The 19407-nt window shown below is 70.7% G+C and carries 16 protein-coding genes; 3 read left to right on the top strand and 13 right to left on the bottom strand.

Annotation, left to right across the window (positions count from 1 at the left end):
• Nucleotides 1-141: 141 nt before the first annotated feature.
• The gene (locus D3A60_RS10575) at nt 142-858 is read right to left on the bottom strand and encodes a GNAT family N-acetyltransferase (protein WP_231120469.1); all 717 of its coding nucleotides are present in this window, start codon (nt 856-858) and stop codon (nt 142-144) included.
• On the opposite strand from D3A60_RS10575, the gene D3A60_RS10570 reads away from it, so the two are divergent.
• Nucleotides 857-2017: an alpha/beta fold hydrolase gene (locus D3A60_RS10570; RefSeq protein WP_119718622.1), complete on the top strand. Its 1161-nt coding sequence runs from the start codon at nt 857-859 to the stop codon at nt 2015-2017. The genes D3A60_RS10575 and D3A60_RS10570 overlap by 2 nt on opposite strands.
• A 54-nt stretch (nt 2018-2071) precedes the next feature.
• Here the strand turns inward: D3A60_RS10570 and D3A60_RS10565 are convergent, their stop codons facing one another.
• The 4 genes from D3A60_RS10565 to D3A60_RS10550 form a co-directional block, all read right to left on the bottom strand.
• Nucleotides 2072-3064, bottom strand: a complete 993-nt coding sequence (locus D3A60_RS10565; RefSeq protein ID WP_119718621.1) for an amidohydrolase family protein — start codon at nt 3062-3064, stop codon at nt 2072-2074.
• A gap of 77 nt (nt 3065-3141) precedes the next feature.
• Entirely contained in the window at nt 3142-3345 is a 204-nt protein-coding gene (locus D3A60_RS10560; protein ID WP_119718620.1) for a zinc ribbon domain-containing protein, read from the bottom strand.
• 621 nt (nt 3346-3966) lie between these two features.
• Nucleotides 3967-4419 (bottom strand): thioesterase family protein, encoded by a 453-nt coding sequence (locus D3A60_RS10555; RefSeq protein WP_119718619.1) that lies wholly within the window; start codon nt 4417-4419, stop codon nt 3967-3969.
• Nucleotides 4420-4522: 103 nt separating this feature from the next.
• Nucleotides 4523-4897, bottom strand: a complete 375-nt coding sequence (locus D3A60_RS10550) for an iron chaperone (protein ID WP_119718618.1) — start codon at nt 4895-4897, stop codon at nt 4523-4525.
• Nucleotides 4898-5006: 109 nt separating this feature from the next.
• Between D3A60_RS10550 and D3A60_RS10545 the strand changes: the two genes are divergently transcribed.
• Nucleotides 5007-5885, top strand: coding sequence for an MBL fold metallo-hydrolase (locus tag D3A60_RS10545; protein WP_119718617.1), 879 nt, complete (start codon nt 5007-5009; stop codon nt 5883-5885).
• Between the two features lie 91 nt (nt 5886-5976).
• Here the strand turns inward: D3A60_RS10545 and D3A60_RS10540 are convergent, their stop codons facing one another.
• The 8 genes from D3A60_RS10540 to D3A60_RS14770 form a co-directional block, all read right to left on the bottom strand.
• The gene (locus D3A60_RS10540) at nt 5977-7845 is read right to left on the bottom strand and encodes a DUF885 domain-containing protein (RefSeq protein WP_119718616.1); all 1869 of its coding nucleotides are present in this window, start codon (nt 7843-7845) and stop codon (nt 5977-5979) included.
• A 310-nt stretch (nt 7846-8155) separates the two neighbouring features.
• Nucleotides 8156-8515 carry a hypothetical protein gene (locus D3A60_RS10535; protein WP_119718615.1) on the bottom strand — a complete coding sequence of 120 codons (360 nt, stop codon included), beginning with the start codon at nt 8513-8515 and terminating at the stop codon, nt 8156-8158.
• A 63-nt stretch (nt 8516-8578) separates the two neighbouring features.
• Nucleotides 8579-8944: a hypothetical protein gene (locus D3A60_RS10530; protein ID WP_157981467.1), complete on the bottom strand. Its 366-nt coding sequence runs from the start codon at nt 8942-8944 to the stop codon at nt 8579-8581.
• 190 nt (nt 8945-9134) lie between these two features.
• The gene (locus tag D3A60_RS10525) at nt 9135-9551 is read right to left on the bottom strand and encodes a DUF1801 domain-containing protein (RefSeq protein ID WP_119718613.1); all 417 of its coding nucleotides are present in this window, start codon (nt 9549-9551) and stop codon (nt 9135-9137) included.
• A 183-nt stretch (nt 9552-9734) separates the two neighbouring features.
• Nucleotides 9735-10130, bottom strand: coding sequence for a hypothetical protein (locus D3A60_RS14550; RefSeq protein WP_157981466.1), 396 nt, complete (start codon nt 10128-10130; stop codon nt 9735-9737).
• A 1615-nt stretch (nt 10131-11745) separates the two neighbouring features.
• On the bottom strand, nt 11746-15285 hold the full coding sequence (gene dnaE / locus D3A60_RS10520) for a DNA polymerase III subunit alpha (protein WP_119718612.1): 3540 nt from the start codon (nt 15283-15285) through the stop codon (nt 11746-11748).
• Nucleotides 15286-15469: 184 nt separating this feature from the next.
• A complete protein-coding gene (locus tag D3A60_RS10515) occupies nt 15470-16108 on the bottom strand; it encodes a hypothetical protein (protein ID WP_119718611.1) in 639 nt (212 codons plus the stop codon).
• A 228-nt stretch (nt 16109-16336) separates the two neighbouring features.
• Entirely contained in the window at nt 16337-16981 is a 645-nt protein-coding gene (locus D3A60_RS14770; RefSeq protein WP_119718610.1) for a YkvA family protein, read from the bottom strand.
• A gap of 141 nt (nt 16982-17122) precedes the next feature.
• Between D3A60_RS14770 and D3A60_RS10505 the strand changes: the two genes are divergently transcribed.
• Nucleotides 17123-19387 (top strand): winged helix-turn-helix domain-containing protein, encoded by a 2265-nt coding sequence (locus D3A60_RS10505; protein WP_119718609.1) that lies wholly within the window; start codon nt 17123-17125, stop codon nt 19385-19387.
• The last annotated feature ends 20 nt before the right edge of the window (nt 19388-19407 follow it).

The raw sequence follows: 19407 nt of genomic DNA, 5'->3' as shown, positions 1-19407 counted from the left end.
TGTGCAAGGCGGCGGCACCCATCGGCTCGGTGTCGAGCCGGCGGTCCGTGATGGCCGGTCGTCCTGGAGCGATGGCGGCCCGCTGACCGTTGATGCGTTGGGATGCGCCCGTCGCCGCTGGCCGGGCCGCGCGCTGCGACGTCAGTCGAGCGGTACCAGGTCGCGAGGCTCCAGCGCGTAGAGTCGCGCCGGCGCCCGTCGGCCCTGCCACGCCAAGGCGTGCGTGCGTTTGCCGATAAGGCGGGCGCCGAGCTTCTCTGCGACCCGCTGGCTCGCGGCGTTGCGCGTCAGCACGGCGATCGTCAGGCGGTCGAAGCGCAACTCGTCGAACGCGAGCCGCGCCATGTGGCGCGCCGCTGCGGTCGCGACGCCGCGGCCGCGGTGCGCGTCGGCGACCCAGTAGCCGAGGTTGGCGGTGTGCGCCGCGCGGTCGACGTCGCTGAGACCGGCACCGCCAAGCACGTTGCCGTTCGCGTCGAAGATTCCCATCGGGAACCCGGTGCCGTCGCGCCAGTGGGCGATGCAGGCGTCGATCCACCGCCTCGCGTCGTCCAGCGCGTAATCGCGGTGGCACCACGGCAGCCAGATCGACAGCGTGTCGATCGACGCGCGCACGGCGGCGTGCAGGGCGGGTGCGTCCGCGAGTGAGTGTCGTCGGACGATGGGCGCATTGGCTGATTCGCGCATTCGCGTGTCGCTTCCGGTCAATTCACTCACCGAGGATTGAACGCATCGCGCGCCCGCGCCGCAAGCTGGCACCGATACGGGCAGGCCGCGCGCGGTTGCAGTGACCGACGACAGATGGTTGCGCGCGCCGGTCGCGGGACACTGGCCGCGAACCACACGGAGCACCACCATGCGCTTTCAAGGATTCGCCTGCATCGCGTTGATCACCCTGTCCGCCGTCGCGTCCGCGCGCGCCGCCGGTCCCGCTGCGGCGGCGGCGACGTCGCCGCCGGCCTTCAGCCGCGACGATGCGCGCGCGATCGTCGCCGGCAGCCGCCGGATCGTCTCGCCGCACGGCATCGACGAACTGCGCGCGATCGACGTCAACGGCATCCGGCAGTGGATTTCGGTGCGCGGCAACGACCGCCGCAACCCGGTGCTGCTGTACCTGCACGGCGGGCCCGGCGCGGCCGAGATGGTCGAGTCCTACGTGTACCAACGTCCGTGGGAGGACTTCTTCACCGTGGTGCAGTGGGACCAGCGCGGCGCCGGCAAGACCTACGCCGCGAACGCCCCCGACGCGATGGCCCCGGGCATGACCATCGACGGCATCGTGCGCGACGCCGAAGTGGTGCTCCGCCACCTGATGGAGACCTACGGCAAGCGCAAGGTGTTCGTGCTCGGGCATTCGTGGGGCAGCGTGGTCGGCGTCGAGCTCGCGCGGCGTCGCCCCGAATGGCTGCACGCGTACATCGGCGCGGGCCAGATTGCCGACATGCGCACGAGCGAAGGGCAGGGCTACGACTGGGCGCTGGCGCAGGCGCGTGCCGAGGGCAATGCCAAGGCCGTGCGCGAACTCGAAGCGCTCGCCCCGTACCCGGGCGCGCCGGGCCAGCTGACGATCGAACGCATCGGCACGCAGCGGACGTGGGTCATGCACTACGGCGGACTGGCGTGGGGCCGTCGCGACTTCACCGCCTTCGACCGCGCGCGCAAGCTGTCGCCCGACTACAGCGACGCCGAGCTGGCGGCGATCGACCGCGGCAGCCTGTACTCGCTGACCCACCTGCTGCCGCAGCTGGAGTCGGTCGACTTCGGCCGGTACACGCGCTTCGACACGCCGATGTTCCTGTTCAATGGCCTGCACGACTACTCGACCTCGCACCGGGTCGCCGCCGACTGGTTCGCCACGATCACCGCGCCGACCAAGCGCGCGTTCGCGTTCGAGGATTCGGCGCACATGATGATGCAGGAGCAGCCCGGCCGATTCCTGATGCACCTGGTCAACGACGTGCGCCCGCTGGCGGTGGCGGCGGGGGATGCGCCGCCCGCGGAGCTCGATTCCGAATGACCCCTGGGGTGGTGCGGTCGGTGCGCCGGACGCAGGCGCGCGACCGAGCCGAGATTACGGGGTGGATCCGGCCGCCTGTCCGACCGCGCCGGCCTGTGCCGGTGCCGGCGCGGTCTCCGCCGCTTCGCGGTGGTGGCGATCGATCGTCGCCCGGTCCAGCCGCAGGAAGCCGGCGGCATTGTTGTAGAGGATGTCGCGCTTCTGCGCCGGCGTCAGGAAGCCGGCGCTGTCGACGCCGGCAATGGCCTGTCCGATGGCTTCCGGCCACACCATCTGGTCGGAGCCGAACATGATGCGCTTGCCGAAGCCCGCATCGACCAGCGCCTGCAGGTAAGCGTGAAATTCGGCGCGGGGCAGCGCCCAGGCGAGGACACCGATGTCGACGTACAGCTGCGGGTACACGTAGAGCAGCGCCTTGGTCTCGGCGAGGAACGGGTAGCCGGCGTGCATAAGCCACGCCCGCATGCGCGGGTGCCGCACCAGCACGTCCTCGACGAGCTGGGGATTGCCCAGCGATGTCCGGAACGTCGGGCAGCAGCCGTACGGGGTGCCGGCATCGCCGAGCCCGGTGTGGATGGCCACCGGCACGTCGAGCGCCTCGGCCAGCGCGAAATAGGGTGCGACTTCCGGGTCCGTCGCGCGCTGTCCGCGGTACTGCAGACCGAGCTCACCGATCACGCCGATCTGGCCCGTCCGCACCTGTTCACGCAGCGTGCCGGTGTCGGGCAGCGCGTTGCGCGGCCCCGCGTAGGCTCCGCCGATCAGTCGCTGCGGCGCGGCGTTTCGCCAGCGCTGCACGTCCTCCAACGGCCCGCTGGCCACGGCGAGGACCACCCGGTGCGCCTTCATCGCGGCAAGCGTGGCGCGGATGGCGTCCGCATCCGATAGGGCGGCAGGCACCTCGCCGGTCACTTCGTTCGGCGGAGGCGGGTTGCCGTATTCGTCGAAGCCGAACGCGTGCAGGTGCATGTCGATCACCGGGCCACGGTCCTGCGCCCACGCGGAGGGCGCGAGCAGGCAAGCGAGCACTAGTGCCGGAAGGCGCATTGCAGACTCCTGTGCATGGGATGGCCGGCGTGGGGAACGGTCGCGTCGGGGTCGCTCGGCGACGCGCGTGGCGCGCCTCAGGTGGCCAGGAAATCGAACAGCTTCGCGCCCGCGCCGACGTCGGTGCGGTAGAGCTCGGTATAGCCGCAGCCGCTGCAGCTCACCGCGGTGAAGCGGTTGGTCGCCACGTCGAACGCGGCCGACCAGAAGCCGCCTTCGGCGCGCATCTCGTTGCGGGTGTACTCGGTGCCGCTGCACTTGGGGCAGGTGTAAGCGGTCATGCGTCGCTCCTGGGACTGCGCTTCGGGGATGGCGCCACGATAGCGCCGGCGCCGCGTTGGCGTTACGGCCGCAGCGCGACCGCGGGCGGCCGTGGTCCCTTGCCGACGGTTGGGGTCGGCCGGCGTTGCTCGACGGCTTGCGCGGCGGGTGGCCCGGCTGCTCTGTTGGACTCTGAAGGTCGGAGCGCCGAGCCTCCGGGTGCGCCGTTGGAGCCTAAGGGGTCGGAGCGTCGAGCCTGCGGGGTGCGGCGTCGGACCTCGAGGGTCGGAACGTCGCGCCTGCGGGGTGCAGCGTTGGACCTCGAAGGTCGGAACGTCGAGCCTGCGGGGTGCAGCGTTGGAGCCCGAAGGTCGGAGGGCCGAGCCTCCGGGTGCGCCGTTGGAGCCGGAAGGGTCGGAACGTCGAGCCTGAGGGGGGCGGCGTTGGACCTGGGGGCTCGGGAAGTGCACCTCCGGGGTGCACCGTCGGAGCCCCAGAGGTGGGACAGTCGAGACTCAGGGTTCGCCGTCGAAGCTCCGCGGCTCGGAGCGTCGAGCCGCCGCAGTGCGCCGCGATTTGCCGAGGGGTCCGGTGCGGGCGGTCCGTCGGCCGCCCCTATGGCCCGCCCGGCGCGAACGACGCTAGCCGCCGCTCTTCAGGCTCGACGGCAGCGGCTGGAAATCGTCGGTCTGCGGCAGCGTGCGCAGCGCGGCCAGGAGGGCATCGGGCGGGGCGACGAGCCTGCGCTGGGCGAGGTCGAGCCAGCCGCCGGCGCTGGTCACGCGCGCGGCCAGCCGGTCGCCGGCGCGCCAGAACTCGTTGCGCAGCAGGAAGCGGCTGCCATCGTCCGACAGACCGGCGATCGCCAGCGTCACGCGCATGGCCTCGAGCAGGCGGATTTCCTTGAAGTACTCGACCTCGTCCTTGCGGATCACCGGCCCGAGCCGCAGGCGCATGAACTCGTTCATCGGGAAGCCGTTGTCGGCGAAGAACAGCATCCGCACGTCGGCCGACTTGTCGAGGAAGGCCGTGTTGCGCATGTGCGAGTTGAAGTCCATGTCGCCCCAGCCGGCGATCAGTTCCCTTGCGAACACGGTGTGCTCCGGTGGCGCGCCGCGCGTTCGGCGGCGACACCGGGCACAACGCACCGCCGCCGGCGCGGCGGTCAGACGGGTGGGCGGGCTGGGCCGGTCGCCACTACCAGAACGCGGCGTCGTCGCGTGCGCGCAAGCTGCGCAGCTGGTGCTCGGCCATGCGGCGCACCAGGTCCTCGGGCACCGGCCGGTCGTACGGGAGCTGGAGGAAGTTGTCCGTCGTCCGATGGCCGGTGAGCTCGCCCCGGAACGCCGCGAGCGTGGCCGCGCCCGGGGCGAAGTTCGCATGCGCCTTGTGCGCCGAGAACGCGAACAGGAAGCGCGGCTCGATGAAGAATGGCGTGCCCCATTTGATGGTCTCGGTCGCGTCGGGCGTCACCGACCGCAGGATGGCATGCAGCCGGCGCAGGTGCGGCCGCGCGGCGGCTGGTGCGGCCGCGATGTACCCGGCGATCGTGGTGGGGCGCGTGGTGGCCATCGGTGCCTCCGAGTCTGCCAGTCCGGCGGATTTTCGATCGATTTTGCCTACTGGTCGCCGGTGCGAATCGGCATACAGTGGCGGCCGGTCCCACAACCCCGGACGTCCCATGCGCCTCGCTCGCTGCATCGCCCTCGCGCTCGCCCTCGTGGCCGCGCCCGCCGCCGCCCAGGATTTCTCCAAGGTGCAGATCAAGGCCAACGCGCTGCGTGGCGGCACCCACGTGCTGACCGGCGCCGGCGGCAACATCGTCGCCAGCGTCGGCAGCGACGGCGCGTACATCATCGACGACCAGTACGCGCCGCTGTCGGAGAAGATCCTCGCCGCGTTGAAGGCCATCGGCGACCAGCCGCTGCGCTTCGTCATCAACACCCACTGGCACGGCGACCACACCGGCGGCAACGAGGCGATGGGCAAGGCCGGCGCTGTGATCATGGCGCACGACAACGTGCGCAAGCGCATGGGCACCGCGGGCACGTTCCGCGGCGAGGCGCGCGAAGCGGCGCCGGCCGGCGCGCTGCCGGTGGTGACGTTCAAGGACGGCGTCAGCCTGCACCTAAACGGCGACCACGTGCACGCCCGCCACGTCGCCCGCGCGCACACCGACGGCGACTCGCTGGTGAAGTTCGAGAACGCCAACGTGCTGCACATGGGCGACGTCTACTTCAACGGGCTGTACCCGTTCATCGACCTCGAGTCCGGCGGCAGCATCGACGGCTTCCTCGCGGCGATCCGCGCCGGCGTCGAGATGAGCGATGCCGACACGCTCGTCGTGCCGGGCCACGGCCCGGTCAGCAACCGCGCCGAGCTGGCCGCCTACGGCGACATGCTGCAGGGCTACCGCGACGCGATCGCGGCGATGAAGCGCGATGGCAAGACGCTGCAGCAGGTGATCGCCGCCAAGCCGACCGCCGCGACCGACGAAAAGCTCGGCAAGGCCTTCATCAAGCCCGACCAGCTGGTGACGTCGATCTACAACAGCCTCTGAGGCTGTGCCCCGGGGCCGGCATCGCGCCGGCCCCGGCGTTGCACTGTTCGGATGGCGCGGACCGGCGCGTCGCGCCGGCCCGCCGCACGCATCAGCCGCGCTTGCGCGACTCCACCCACTGGTTGACGCGACGCTCGAGCAGCGTCAGCGGCAGGGCGCCGCCGCCGAGCACGGCGTCGTGGAAGCCGCGGATGTCGAAGCGGTCGCCGAGCTCGGCCTCGGCCTGGCGGCGCAGCTCCTGGATGCGCAGCATGCCGATCTTGTAGCTCGTCGCCTGGCCCGGCCAGGTGATGTAGCGGCGGATCTCGGCGTCGACCGCGGCCTGCGGAATCGAGCTGTTCGCGGCCATGTAGTCGGCGGCCTGCTTCTGGGTCCAGCCCTTCGCGTGCAGGCCGGTGTCGACCACCAGCCGGATCGCGCGCCACATTTCCGACGTCAGCCGGCCGTACTCGGAGTACGGGTCGACGTAGGTGCCCGGCATCTCGCGCGCGAGCCACTCCGAGTACAGGCCCCAGCCCTCCGAGTACGCGGTGAAGCGCGCCTGCTTGCGGAACTCCGGCACGCCCTGCAGCTCCTGCGCGATCGCGATCTGCATGTGGTGGCCCGGCAGGCCCTCGTGGTATGCGATCACCTCCAGCTCCGGCTTCGGCATCGCGTTCATGTCGGACAGGTGCGCGTAGTACACGCCCGGGCGCGAGCCGTCCGGCGTGCTCGGGTAGTAGTGCTGCGCGGCGCCGTCGACTTCGCGGAACGGCTCGACGCGCTTGACCACCAGGTCGGCCTTCGGCAGCAGGCCGAAGTACTTCGGCAGCTGGGTCTTGATCGTCGCGATCGCCTTGGTCGCGTCGTCGATGTAGGCCTGCCGGCCGGCGTCGGTGTTCGGGTACTTGAAGCGCGGGTCGGTGCGGATGTACTCGAAGAACGCCTTCAGGTCGCCCTTGAACCCGACCTTGTCCTTCAGCGCCTCCATTTCGCTGCGCAGGCGCGCAACCTCGGCCAGGCCGATCTCGTGGATGCGCTCGGGCGTGAGGTCGGTCGTGGTCGACGCGCGCACGCGCTCGGCATAGAACGCCGCGCCGTCGGGGTGGCGCGTGCCGACGCCGGAAGGATTGACCGCCGCGTTCTTCAGGTCGGCCTTGAACCAGTCGATGACGCCGGCATACGCGGGCTGCACGGCTTCGACCAATGCCTTGCGGGCGTCGGCCTTCAGCTGGGTCGCGCGCGCGGCGTCGATCTTGCCGCTCTTGACAAGCGCGTCGGCCTTGGCCTGCGCGTCGGCCCACAGCGCGCTGTCGGCGCCCGCGGTGAACGGCGCGCCGGCGACGACCTTGCCGGCCTGTTCGATCACGCCCTCATGCGCGAAGCGCGGCGGGCGGATGCCCTGGGCCGCCGAGCGCTTGACCTGGTCCATCAGCTGGCCGAACGCGCGCGGCACCTGGCGCAGGCGCGAGACGTAGGCGACGTAGTCGGCCTCGGTTTCGACCTTGTGGAAGTTGATCATGAACGTCGGCAGGAACGCCTGCGTGCCGCCCATCTGCTCGAACGGGTAGCGGTGGTCGGTGAAGCGGTCCGCCGAGCGCGCGGCCTCGACCTGGTACTCGAACAGGTCCCACGACAGCTTGGTCTCGGCGCCGAGCGCGTCGTACTTGAAGGTCGACTGCATCTCCTTCAGCGCCGCCTCCATCCACGCCAGCTGCTTCTGGCTCGATGCGCGCGACATGTCGTCGATGTCGCCGTAGCGGTCCTTGCGGCCCTGCATCGTCATCGCGATCGGGCTCAGCTGCAGCTGCTCCTCGTACTTGCGCTCGAACCACGCATTGAGGCGCGCGTCCTCGGCGGTGCTGGCGGCCTGCGCTGCCGGCGCGGTGCCGGCGGGCGGGGCCGACGCGGTCGGAGCGGTGTGCGTGCAGGCCACGCACAGCGCGAGGGACAGGGCGGAGACGGCAAGGAGGCGGCGCATGGATCACTCCGGAGGCAGCGGGGCGTGGACGCCCGGGGGCCCAATCATGCCGCAACGCCGCGCGGGGGCATGTCGCGGCGCAGCGGCCGCGCGTCGGCGTGCGTGCCCACGGACGCAGAAGCGACAGACAACCGCAGGATGGGTAGAGCGAAGCGAAACCCGTCACCGTGAACGCCCGGTCGCATCGACCGCAGGGCCTTCACTTCGTACGCGGGGCGCCGCCCCGCCGCTCCTGCCCAGCCCGCCATCGGGCCGCTAGTGGCCTCAAGCCCACCCCACGTGCGAAACAGCGGGCGCCGCCCGCCGGGCCCTACTGCCCGGACACCTCGACCTGGATATCGGAAACGCGCGCCGCGAGCGCGATGATCTCGTCCGCCGTCATGCCGGCCACCTGGTCCTTGATCCGGCCAATCGACGGCGATTGCAGCTCCGGGTTCGCGACCACTTCGTACGCGCTCTTCACCCCCTGCAGGTTGAGCAGGAGCATGGCGAGCGCGAGCTTCTGTTTCTCCGCTTCGGAGCGGCCCCGCATCATCGCCTGGTAGGACCTCTCGGCGGACTGGACGCTGCTCGAATCGATGCGCAGCTCGCCACCTCGGCTCGGCGTGGTGGTACAGCCGGCGGTCAACCCCGCGGCCAGCAGCAGGACCGCAATGCACTTCAACTTCATTCGACTCTCCTTGTGAGTGTGACGCCTGGGTTGGGCCCTGACGCGTCGGCGCGGGCCCGGGGATCAGCTCTGCAGGCCGACGTGCGTGGCGTACTGTCCGCCGAGGGTGAGGATGCCCGAGGCGACGATGGCGCCGAGCAGCGCCAGCGTCGCAAGCACGCCGCGCTTGAAACCACGCGAGCGGAAAAAGTAGTAGGGCAGGGCCAGCGCCGCGATCGCGATGACGCCCACGTTGAGCCAGGGCGTCCGCCGGTAGCCGCGCTGCGACGTGTCCAGGCGATACCACCAGAACACCAGGATGGCGAACACCGGCATGAACCACAGGTCCACCGGCGAAACCTCCTGCCCTGGATACAGGTACTGGCCGGTGGCGCCCGATACGAAACAAAGCCCCGCGAGCGCCAGGACGATCGAATGCTTTGCTTGCATGAGTGCTCTCCCCCAAGAGCTGACGCGTGAGCCTGCAGGATGCAGCAGGGACGCACTGCATCGAGGCCGCCGATGGTGCCACGCCGGTCAGCGGTGCGGGTGGCGTTGCGCAAAGACACCGTGCCGACGCAGTCATCGCGCCCGCGGTGGGCTGCAGCTCCCTGTGTGCCACGGCATCGTCGCGCCTGCGTCAGCAGCGGCGGCCGTCGAGGTCGCGCATCGACCCGACGACCAGTTGATCGAGCACCGCGAGGTCGACGTCGGCCAGCTTGCGGATGTAGAGGCACGACTTGCCCATCCGGTGCTTGCCGAGCCGCGACAGCAGTTCGGCCTGGCCGGGGCTGTCCGGCGTCAGGTACACGCTGAACTCGCCCTTGCGCGGCGAGAACGCGGCCACCGGCATGTCGCCTTCGCGGCCGCTGTCGTAGCGGTAGTGGTACGAGCCGAAGCCGATGATGCTCGGCCCCCACAGCTTGGCTGGCTCCCCGGTGACCCGGCCCATTATCGCCATCAGCACGTCGCAGTCCGCGCGACGCTGCGCGCCTTCGACCCCATCGAGGAAGGCGGCGACGCTGGCGTCGGTGGCTTTGGTCTTGTTCTCGGCCATGGCGGTGGGTCCGTGGCGGGGTGGAGGATTGCAGGATGCCCGAGTCCGTCGCGACACGTAGCCCGGGTAAGGCCGGAGGCCGCGCCCTGGATGGAGCTACTGTCGCCCTTCGGCTGAGATAGCCGGTGCCGGCCGGACATCAAACTCGGCCCGCTGCGAAGCGGACTCGGCTACGACGAATTGTCAGGTCTCTCGCGGACTAGTTGTTGTCGCCGCACAGGCCGCGCCTGCCCGCGAGGCCAATCGCAACTGCAGCTCCGGGGAGACGGCCGCGTCTGAATTCAGTAGTTCCATCTCGACGAGATGGAAGATCACAGCCGCCATAGCGGACATCAAATACTTGTCTTCCACGGCAACGTCCGGCCTGTCCACGAGGATCCTTGCCTTCTCTTCATTGATGAACTGACTACGAGAAGGGGCGTCAACTGGAAAGCGAACGAAAGCTGTTGTGACAAGAAGAGCCGCTTCTTCACAGGATTTAATCCTGTGCCTAACCCCATCCTCAGCCGGTGTGCCGTTTCCGCTGGCATGGGTAGTCGTCGAAAGGGCCAGCAGTGCAGTGAGGACAGTGCGTCTCATCAAAGTCTCCTTGGGGCCTAACAGCTGCCAAGCTGCTGTGGCTGGGGCTAGTTGTTAGGTACCTCTGGACGCGCAACGCGGTGCGACCTCGGACGCAGGTGAAGAAACTTCCACGCCCCCGCTTTCGCAGAACGCGAACCGCACCGTGCTGTCTCCAGGTTCGGAGTCGAGTGAAGCACTGGCGAGTGGTTTGCCCGAGGGGTCAAGCACTCGGATTGAAGTTCCAGTCTTTGAGGAGCGTGAAACCTCGAGAGTCTCCGCGCCGTGGAGCGGTGCTTGTTGGGTCTCGCCCTCACGGACTCTCAGATCAAACACTGCGCGGGCGTGGCCTGCCTTCCAGACAGAGCCGGAAATCCTCTGAAGCCCATCATCCGCCAAAGCAGCGGCGGAGCATGCCAAGAGCGCAATGCAGAGCACAATTCTGATCTTCATCTCCACTCCTCAAGGATCGTTTGTGTGCGCGTAAGACCACTGTTACGCCGCGCCGCAAAGGGGCGACGGCTTGGACAAACTGTCAGGCTGCGGCCGGAACGGGGCGCAGCCTCGTACGAATGATGTCTCCTGTGACAGCTCCTGCTATGACCGACGCGGCGGACACAAAGATCGGCCAGGCATGCGTGACATGGAAGGCGCCTACCTGTGCCAGGCTTGGAGTGGTTACCCGAGCAGCCATTCCGTAAAGAATTAGTACGGTAAGGGCCCACATCCCGAGCCACGCTGCAGCGGCCGGAACAACAAACGATCCGCGGGCAACCGTGCTTCCCACAAAACCGCTTAGGAAGCCCAGAACTGCACTGAGCAAAATAGGACCTTCCTTTGCTGAAGGAATCAATGACTCCATGCCTAGCCCGCCAAGGAGCTGGATAGCGATAAGCAGGGTGACTCCTAAAAAAGTTCTGCGCTGCGATGCCATTGACCTCTCCACACAGCCCAACACCTGAGTTAGGCCGCGCCGCGAAGCAGCGTCGACTTGGACGAATTGTTAGGGTGCGGCCTCAAGCCGCGCAAGCTCCCGGGAATCGAGCACCCAGAGCCTCTCTACCTTATGGCCGCTCGCGAATTTAATGGACGGGCCGTACATAAGGCTGACCTTGTCCAAGTCGGGGCTGCCAGGCGGCCCTGGGGGGAGGAGAGACTTGTAGCGGATCAACTCGTACCCAACGCAATCGTAGATTCGCGTCCCGCCGTCTGAAAATGCTGAGTCAAGCGGGCAATCTGGATGCTTTCCCGCCAATACGCGGTGATAGTTCGCCCACGCCGACCGCACGACTGCGGAGTCATCCGTGGAGAGGGCATTGAGGTCGATGCCGAAGAACGGATGTTTGTCGTTCTTGGGGACTATCGGCTTAGAAGGTGGGAGCGGCTGGACGCCATTCGCCGAGGTCCGGTCCGAGGGCTCCCGTTGAGAGACGGGGCGGTCTTGGCACCCTGCAAGCGAGGCGAGTGCCAAGATGGCTACAACGAGCGCGGTTGACCGCATCGAGCCCCCTAGTACCCGTATAGCCATCAAGTCCGGACGATATCCGCTTACGCGGGCGTGGGCGAGGCTATAACAAGTCCGCGCCTCGTGTCGGCGATATGCCGAGGGGTGTTCAGCGCGGCAATAGTCGTCGGCCTACGACGCCCAAGGCTTCCCCAGCGCCACCTTCACCGCCTTCACCCCCGCCTGCGCGCGCAGCAGGCCGGGGAGGTCGGCGTCGACGCGGACCGAGCGCGGGCCGTTGAGGTCGAGCATGCCGGCGGCGCCGTCGCACAGCAGGTCCAGCCGCAGCGGGGTTGGGCCGGGGCGGTGCTTGTCGAGCAGGGCGTCGATGCGCTGCAGGGTGCCGGGCACGCGCAGGTCCAGCCGCAGCGACAGGCGCTGGGCGTGGCGCTGGCAGACCTGGGCGAAGTCCCAGCAGCGCGCGACGCGCATCGCGAAGCCGCCGCTGAAGCTGTCCTCGCGCAGGCCGCCCTGGATCACCAGCAGGCGGTCGCGGGCGATCAGCTGGGCGAACTCGGTGTAGGCCTCGGCGAAGAACGCGCACTCGAGCCGGCCGCGACCGTCCTCGATCTGCACGAACATCTGGTTGTCGCCCTTCTTGCGCAGGCCGACGACGAGGCCGGCGACGACGAGCTCGAGCTCCGGGCGCCAGCCGCTGCGCGCGTTTTCCGGGCGCTGCTCCCACAGGCGGTCGAGCTCGCCGAGGTCGAAGCCGACCAGCGCGCGCACCTCGTCGCGGTACGGGTCGAACGGGTGGCCGCTGAGGTAGTGGCCGAGCGTGTCACGCTCGCCGTTGAGGATCTGCGTCAGCGGCCACTCGTCGACCTCGGGCAGGTCGATGTGCAGCGCCGGCGCGGCCGACTCCATGCCGCCGGCGGACAGCCCGCCTCCAAACAGTGAGCTCTGGCCGGCCTCGCGCTCGCGCGCGAGCTGCTCGGTGGCCTTCAGCACCTCGGGCAGCTGCAGCATCAGGCTGGCGCGGTTCCGGCCGAGCTTGTCGAGCGCGCCGGCCTGGACGAGCGCTTCGAGCGCGCGGCGGTTGAGTTTGCCGCTGTCGACGCGCTTGCAGAAGTCGAGCAGGTTGTCGAAGGGCCCCGCGCGGCGCGCGTCGACGATCGCCTCGCACGCGCCGCGGCCGACGCCCTTCACCGCGCCGAGGCCGTAGCGGATCGTGTCGCGGTCGGTCGCGGTGAACATGTACGGCGAGGCGTCGACGTCCGGCGGCAGCACCGTCAGGCCCATCACCCGGCACTCGTCGAGGAACGAGGTGACCTTGTCGGTGTTGTCCATGTCGCTGGACAGCACCGCGGCCATGAACTCGGCCGGGTAGTGCACCTTGAGCCACGCGGTCTGGTACGCGACCAGCGCGTACGCGGCCGAGTGCGACTTGTTGAAGCCGTACTCGGCGAACTTCTCCATCAGGTCGAAGATCGGGCTGGCCTGCCGCGCCTCGATGCCGCGCTCGGCGCAGCCGGCCTCGAACTTGGCGCGCTCCTTGGCCATCTCCTCGGGTTTCTTCTTGCCCATCGCGCGGCGCAGCATGTCGGCGCCGCCGAGCGAGTAGCCGGCCAGGACCTGGGCGATCTGCATCACCTGTTCCTGGTAGACGATGACGCCGTAGGTCGGGGACAGCACCGGCTCGAGCAGCGGGTGCGGGTAGCTGACCTCGGTGTGGCCGTGCTTGCGGTCGACCCACTCGCGGTCCATCCCCGAGCCGAGCGGGCCGGGGCGGAACAGCGCCGCCAGCGCGATGATGTCCTCGAACACGTCCGGCTTGGCGCGCTTGAGCAGCTCGCGCATGCCGCGCGATTCGAACTGGAACACCGCGACCGTGTCGCCGCGCGCGAACAGTTCGTAGCTGGCCTTGTCGTCCAGCGGCAGCGCAGCGATGTCGAGCGGCGGCTCGCCGGCGCGGCTCAGGCGCGCGTTGATCGCCTTCACCGCCCAGTCGATGATCGTCAGCGTGCGCAGGCCGAGGAAGTCGAACTTCACCAGGCCGACGGCCTCGACGTCGTCCTTGTCGAACTGCGTCACCGGGCTGCGGCCGCGGCCCTCGCCGTCGTGTTCGGCGAACAGCGGGCAGAAGTCGCTCAGCGGGCTCGGCGCGATCACCACGCCGCCGGCGTGCTTGCCGGCGTTGCGGGTCAGGTCCTCGAGGCTGCGCGCCAGGTCGAGCAGGTCGCGCACGTCCTCTTCGGCGTGGTAGCGGGCGATCAGCTCGCTGGATGCGAGGTTGCTGTCCTTGCGCGCGGCCTCGGACTCGCCGAGCGCGTCGTCGAGGCTGATGCCGAGCGTCATCGGGATCAGCTTGGCGATGCCGTCGACGAAGCCGTACGGGTGGCCGAGCACGCGGCCGGTGTCGCGCACGACCGCCTTCGCCGCCATCGTGCCGTAGGTGATGATCTGGCTGACGCGGTCGCGGCCATACTTGCGCGCGACGTAGTCGATGACTTCGTCGCGGCGGTCCATGCAGAAGTCGATGTCGAAGTCGGGCATCGACACGCGTTCGGGGTTCAGGAACCGCTCGAACAGCAGGTCGTACGGCAGCGGGTCGAGGTCGGTGATGCCCAGCGCCCACGCAACCAGCGAGCCGGCGCCGGAGCCGCGGCCCGGACCGACCGGGATGTCGTGGTCCTTGGCCCAGTTGATGAAGTCCGCGACGATCAGGAAGTAGCCGGGAAACCCCATCTTGATGATGACGTCGAGCTCGGTCTCCAGCCGCGCGTCGTATTCCTCGCGGGTCTTGCCGGGCGCGATCGGGTTGCGTTCGAGGCGCTTGCCCAGGCCTTCCCGCGCCGAGTTGCGCAGCCACGATTCGATCGTGTGCTCGGCCGGCACCGGGAACGCCGGCAGGTAGTACGTGCCGAGCTCCATCTCGACGTTGCAGCGCGTCGCCAGCGCGACCGCGTTGTCGATCGCGTCGGGCGCATCGGCGAACAGCGCGGCCATCTCGTCCGACGACTTCAGGTACTGCTCGGGCGTGTATTCGCGCGGGCGCTTGGGGTCGTCGAGCACGCGCCCGGTCGCGATGCACACGCGCGCCTCGTGCGCGTCGAAGCCGTCGCGGTCGAGGAAGCGCACGTCGTTGCTGGCGACCACCGGCACGCCGCGCTTGCCGGCGGCGTGCAGCGCGAACGCGTTGAACGCGTCCTCACCGTCGCGGCCGGTGCGGGTCAGCTCCAGGTGCAGGCGCTCGCCGAACACGCCCTGCCAGTCGGCGACCGAGGCCTCGGCCAGCTCGAGCCGGTGCGAGGCGGCCATGCGCCCGGCCAGCGAGTGGCGGCCGGCGAGCGCGAACAGCCCGGCGTTGTCCTCGCGCAGCCACTCGGGGCGCAGGATCACGCCCTCGGTGCGGTGGCCCTCCATCCACATCCGCGACAGCAGCCGCGACAGGGTGAGGTAGCCGGTGCGGTCGCGGCACAGCAGGGTCAGGCGCGAGGCGGCCTCGTTGCCGTCGGCCAGGCCGATGTCGGCGCCGATGATCGGCTTGAGCCCGGCGCCCTCGGCCGCCTTGACGAACTTGACGGTCGCGAACAGGTTGTCGATGTCGGTGACCGCGACCGCCGGCTGCCCGAGCGACGCGCAGCGCTTGACCAGCTCGGCGATGCGGATCGTCGAGTCGGCGAGCGAGAACTCGCTGTGCAGGTGGAGGTGTACGAAGCGTGCGGACATGCGCGAACCGGCAGGGCAGAGGGCAGGGTAGCAGCCCCCGCCGCCCCGGCAAGGCTTGACACGGCAGGCCCCGCGCGAACGCCCGCGGGCACGCGGCACTGGCGCCTCGCCGCATCGCGGCGGAGCGCCGGACGGTCATCCGGCGCGGCGCAGTCGCCGCGATCGGCGCCGCGATGGGCTCCGGTCAGCGGCCGACGCGGAACGGCGGGTCGGCGCCAAACGGCGCGTCGACGTAGTGCATCTCGTGCACGCGCACGCGGTGCTGCCACAGCGCCAGTTCGTCGAGCCGGTCGCGCAGCCAGGTGGCGCGCTTGCGCGCGGCGTCGCCGCCCGGGTGCTCGTGCTCGCGGTAGTCGCAGAAGTCGCGGTAGTCCTCGGACTCCTCGGCGAACGCCGGCCACGCCAGCTCGATCAGCAGCACGTCGTCGAGCCGGCCGAGCAGCGGCTCGCCGTCGGGGATCAGGTCGTCGTCGCGCTCGACGTAGTCGACCAGCTTGGCCAGCCGGGCGCGCGTGGGCTCGTCGCTGTCCCAGTCGGGGTCGTCGCGCATTGCGCGCAGCAGCTGCAGGCGGTCCATGCGCGCGTCGAGCACGGCGTGCGCCTCGCCGGGCGGCAGGTCGAGCAGCCACAGCGCGAGCCGGCGCAGGCGGGCGTCGTCGACGCGCGCGGCATCGGGGTGCAGCTCGTGCAGCAGCGCGTCGAACGCGGCGACGGCGGCGCCGCTCCACTGCAGCGGCGGTCGGTCGGCCGCTTCGCGCGGACGGTCCCCCGCAGCGCCGTGTTCGAACGGCAGCGGGTCGTTGGTGGGTGTGGGATGTGGCATGCGCATGGCGCACCTCGTGGCCGGCCGAGGGGTCGGACGCCGCGCCGTGGCCGGCGGTGCGCGCGGGCCCGAGTGGATCGCTCGCGGCCCCGTCGGGGGACCGCTCCGCCATGGTGCGCCTCGCGGCGGCCGGTGTCCCGGGCCGTCCGTCACGCGGAGCGGTGAACGGGCCCCGGACACGAGCGGGCCGCCCGCAGGCGGCCCGTCGCGTGCGCCGGAAGCGGCGGCTCAGTGGATGGCGAACCGCGCCGGCGCGCTCGGCACGTAGCTGAACTGGCGGACGGCCGCGCGGTGCTGCTGCAGGGCCACCTCGGCGGCGCGCGCCTCGATCCAGTCGGCGCGCTGGAAGCGGTAGCCGTGGACGTCGCGTCCGCTCAGGTGGGCCTCGATCGCGCGAATCCGGCAGAAGTCGGCGTAGTCGCCGGCCTCGTCGGCCAGCCGCGGCCAGGCGGCGTCGACCACGATCGCGTCGTCGAGCCGGCCGACCCGCGGGACCCAGTCGGGAATCAGGTCGTTGCGGTCGCGGGCGTAGCCGACCACCCGACGGGTGAGGGCGATCGCGTCGTTGGCCGGCGTCCAGTCGCGGTCGGCGGCCATCCGGTCGAGCACGGCCAGCCGCAGCAGCCGCTGGCGGATGCAGCGCGGCGCCGCGGCGCCGATGCCCTGGCCGCACAGCTCGCGGGCGGCGGCGGACAGCTGGTCGCTGTCGAGGGTGGTCGGGCGGCCGAGCTGGTCGAGCAGCCGGTTGAAGCGGTCGACCGCCTGGGCCTGCAGGACGAAGCCGTTGACGGTGTGGCGGCGGTGCGGGCCGGGCTGGGCCGGCATCTGCAGCACGGTCGGCAGGGGGTAGGCGGGGGCGAGCTGGGCATTCATGGCGGAGTCCTCGGAGCAGTGGGGCACCGATCATTCGGCGCCGGCACAGGCTCCTCCCCCATCGCGGTGCGGTCATGATGGCCGCACGCGCCTTCTCGCAGCGTCGTATGAGATTCATGAGGCCGCCGTGAGGTTTTTGCGATGGGCCCGACCGGCACGACTGGCCAAGGCGGGCCGCACCCCGAGATCCACCAGTTCGGCGACGTCGTCATCGACGCGGGCGCGCACACCCTGACCCGCGCCGGCGAACCGCAGACGGTCGAACCCAAGGCCTTTGCCGTGCTGCTGCTGCTGGTCGAGCGCAGCGGCCAGATGGTCCCGCGCGATGAACTGCTCGACGCGGTCTGGGGCCATCGCCACGTGACCCCGGGCGTGCTGACCCGGGTGATCGCCCAGCTGCGGCACGCGCTCGGCGACGATTCGCACCAGCCGCGCTACATCCAGACCCACCACGCGCTCGGCTACCGGTTCATCGGCGCGCAGAACGGCGCTGCGCCCGCCGCGACGCCCGGCCTGGACGGCACCGCCGCGTCCGCGGCGGACCACCACGACGAGGACGCGCCGTCCGCGTCGCCGGCCGATGCGGGCGTTCCGGCCGAGCCGATCCACGCCCCTGCTGCCGCCGCGGACACCGGCGCGCCCGCCGACTCGCCCGCCTCCGACTGGCCAGGCGACCGGCGCATGCACGGCGCCAACGGGCACGGCCACGGCGGGCGCCGGGCGGGCGACCACCTGCTGCGGCGCGGCTGGTGGATCGCGCTGGCGGCCGGCGTGATCGCGCTCGCCGCGGCGGGCTGGTGGCTGCGCGGCCGCGACGCGCCGCCGCCGCTGGAGCCGTCGATCGCGGTGCTGCCGTTTACCACGCTCAGCGACGACCGCCAGGACCGCTACTTCGCCGAGGGACTGGCGGCCGAGATGCACGCGGCACTGGCCGGCGTGCACGGGCTGAAGGTCGCCGCGTGGGTGCCCCCGGGCGCGCTGGTCGACGGCGAGGATGCCAAGGCCCTCGGCAAGCGCCTCGGCGTGGCGACCGTGCTCGACGCCAGCGTGCGCCGCGCCGGCGCGCGCGTGCGCATCAGCGCGCGGCTGTCGGACACGCGCAGCGGCTACACGCTGTGGAGCCGCACCTACGACCGCGAGCTGACCGACGTGTTCGCGACCCAGAGTGACATCGCTGGCGAGGTGGCGACCGCGCTGGTCGGCGCGATGCCCGACGCCGGCGAAGGCCTGCGGCGGAGGCTGAGGCCGACCCGCGACGTGGCCGCGTTCGACGCCTACCTGCGCGGCCTGCACGCGTGGGCGCAGCCCAGCGGGGCCGATCGCGACGGCCGCGCGCTGGGCTACTTCAACCAGGCGATCGCGATCGACACCGGCTTCGCCCGCGCCCAGGCCGGGATCTGCCGGGTCGAGCTGTGGCGCTTCGAGAACAACCGCGACGCGTCGGCGTTCGAGCGCGCCCGGCTGGCGTGCCTGCGCGCGGAGAACATGGACCCGTCGATGCGCGAGGTGGTGCTGGCGCTCGGCGACCTGCACCGGGTCAAGGGCGAGCTCGACGCTGCCGAGGCGCGCTACCGCGCGCTCGAGAACGAGCCCGGGATGCGCGGCAAGGCGCTGGTCGGTCTGGCGCGCGTGGCTGCCAAGCGCGGCCGCGACGACGAGGCGCGCCGGCTGTTCGACGCGGCGGTGGCGGCGAGCCCGAGCGACTCGTACATCCACGCCGACCGCGGCTACCAGGCCTACGTGTCGGGCCGCCTGCCCGAGGCGATCGCCGCGTACCGGCGCGCGACCGAACTGCTGCCGACCAATGCCTACCACTGGGCCACGTACGGCGGGCTGCTGCTGTCGGCCGGCCGCAATGACGAGGCCGCCGCGGCGTTCGAGCGGTCGATGGCGATCGAGCCGCTCGAATCGGTGCTCAGCAACCTCGGCACGCTGCGCTACCAGCAGCGCGACTACGCCGGCGCGGCGAAGTACTACCGCGAAGCGACCGCGCTGAACCCCGGCCACTTCCAGGTGTGGGGCAACCTCGGCGACGCGCTGCTGGCCGACCCGGCCACCGCACCGCAGGCGCGCGCGGCGTTCGCCGAAGCGGCGCGGCTCGCCGAGCCGTTCGTCGCGATGCAGCCCGACGACGCCAAGGCCGTCGCGGCGCTGGGCTGGTACCGCGCCAACCTCGGCGACGCGCGCGCGGCGATGGCCGCGGTGCAGCGGGCCGAAGCGATCGGCGCGGAGCGCGCCGAGGTCGCGTACTACAACGCCGCCACGCTGGCGGCGCTGGGCCGGCGCGACGCCGCGGCCGAGCGCGTCGCCGCGGCGCTCGAGGCCGGCCTGCCGCAGGCGCGCATCGCCACCAACCCGCTGCTGGCCCGCCTCGGCGCGCCCGCGGCGCCCGCGGTCACGCAGTAGCCACCCGTCCGTCGAACCCG

Source organism: Cognatilysobacter tabacisoli (assembly GCF_003586305.1).
GTDB classification, from domain to species: Bacteria; Pseudomonadota; Gammaproteobacteria; order Xanthomonadales; family Xanthomonadaceae; genus Cognatilysobacter_A; species Cognatilysobacter_A tabacisoli.
Note: the sequence above shows the minus strand (reverse complement) of the source record. Positions and strands in the feature narration are given on the sequence as shown.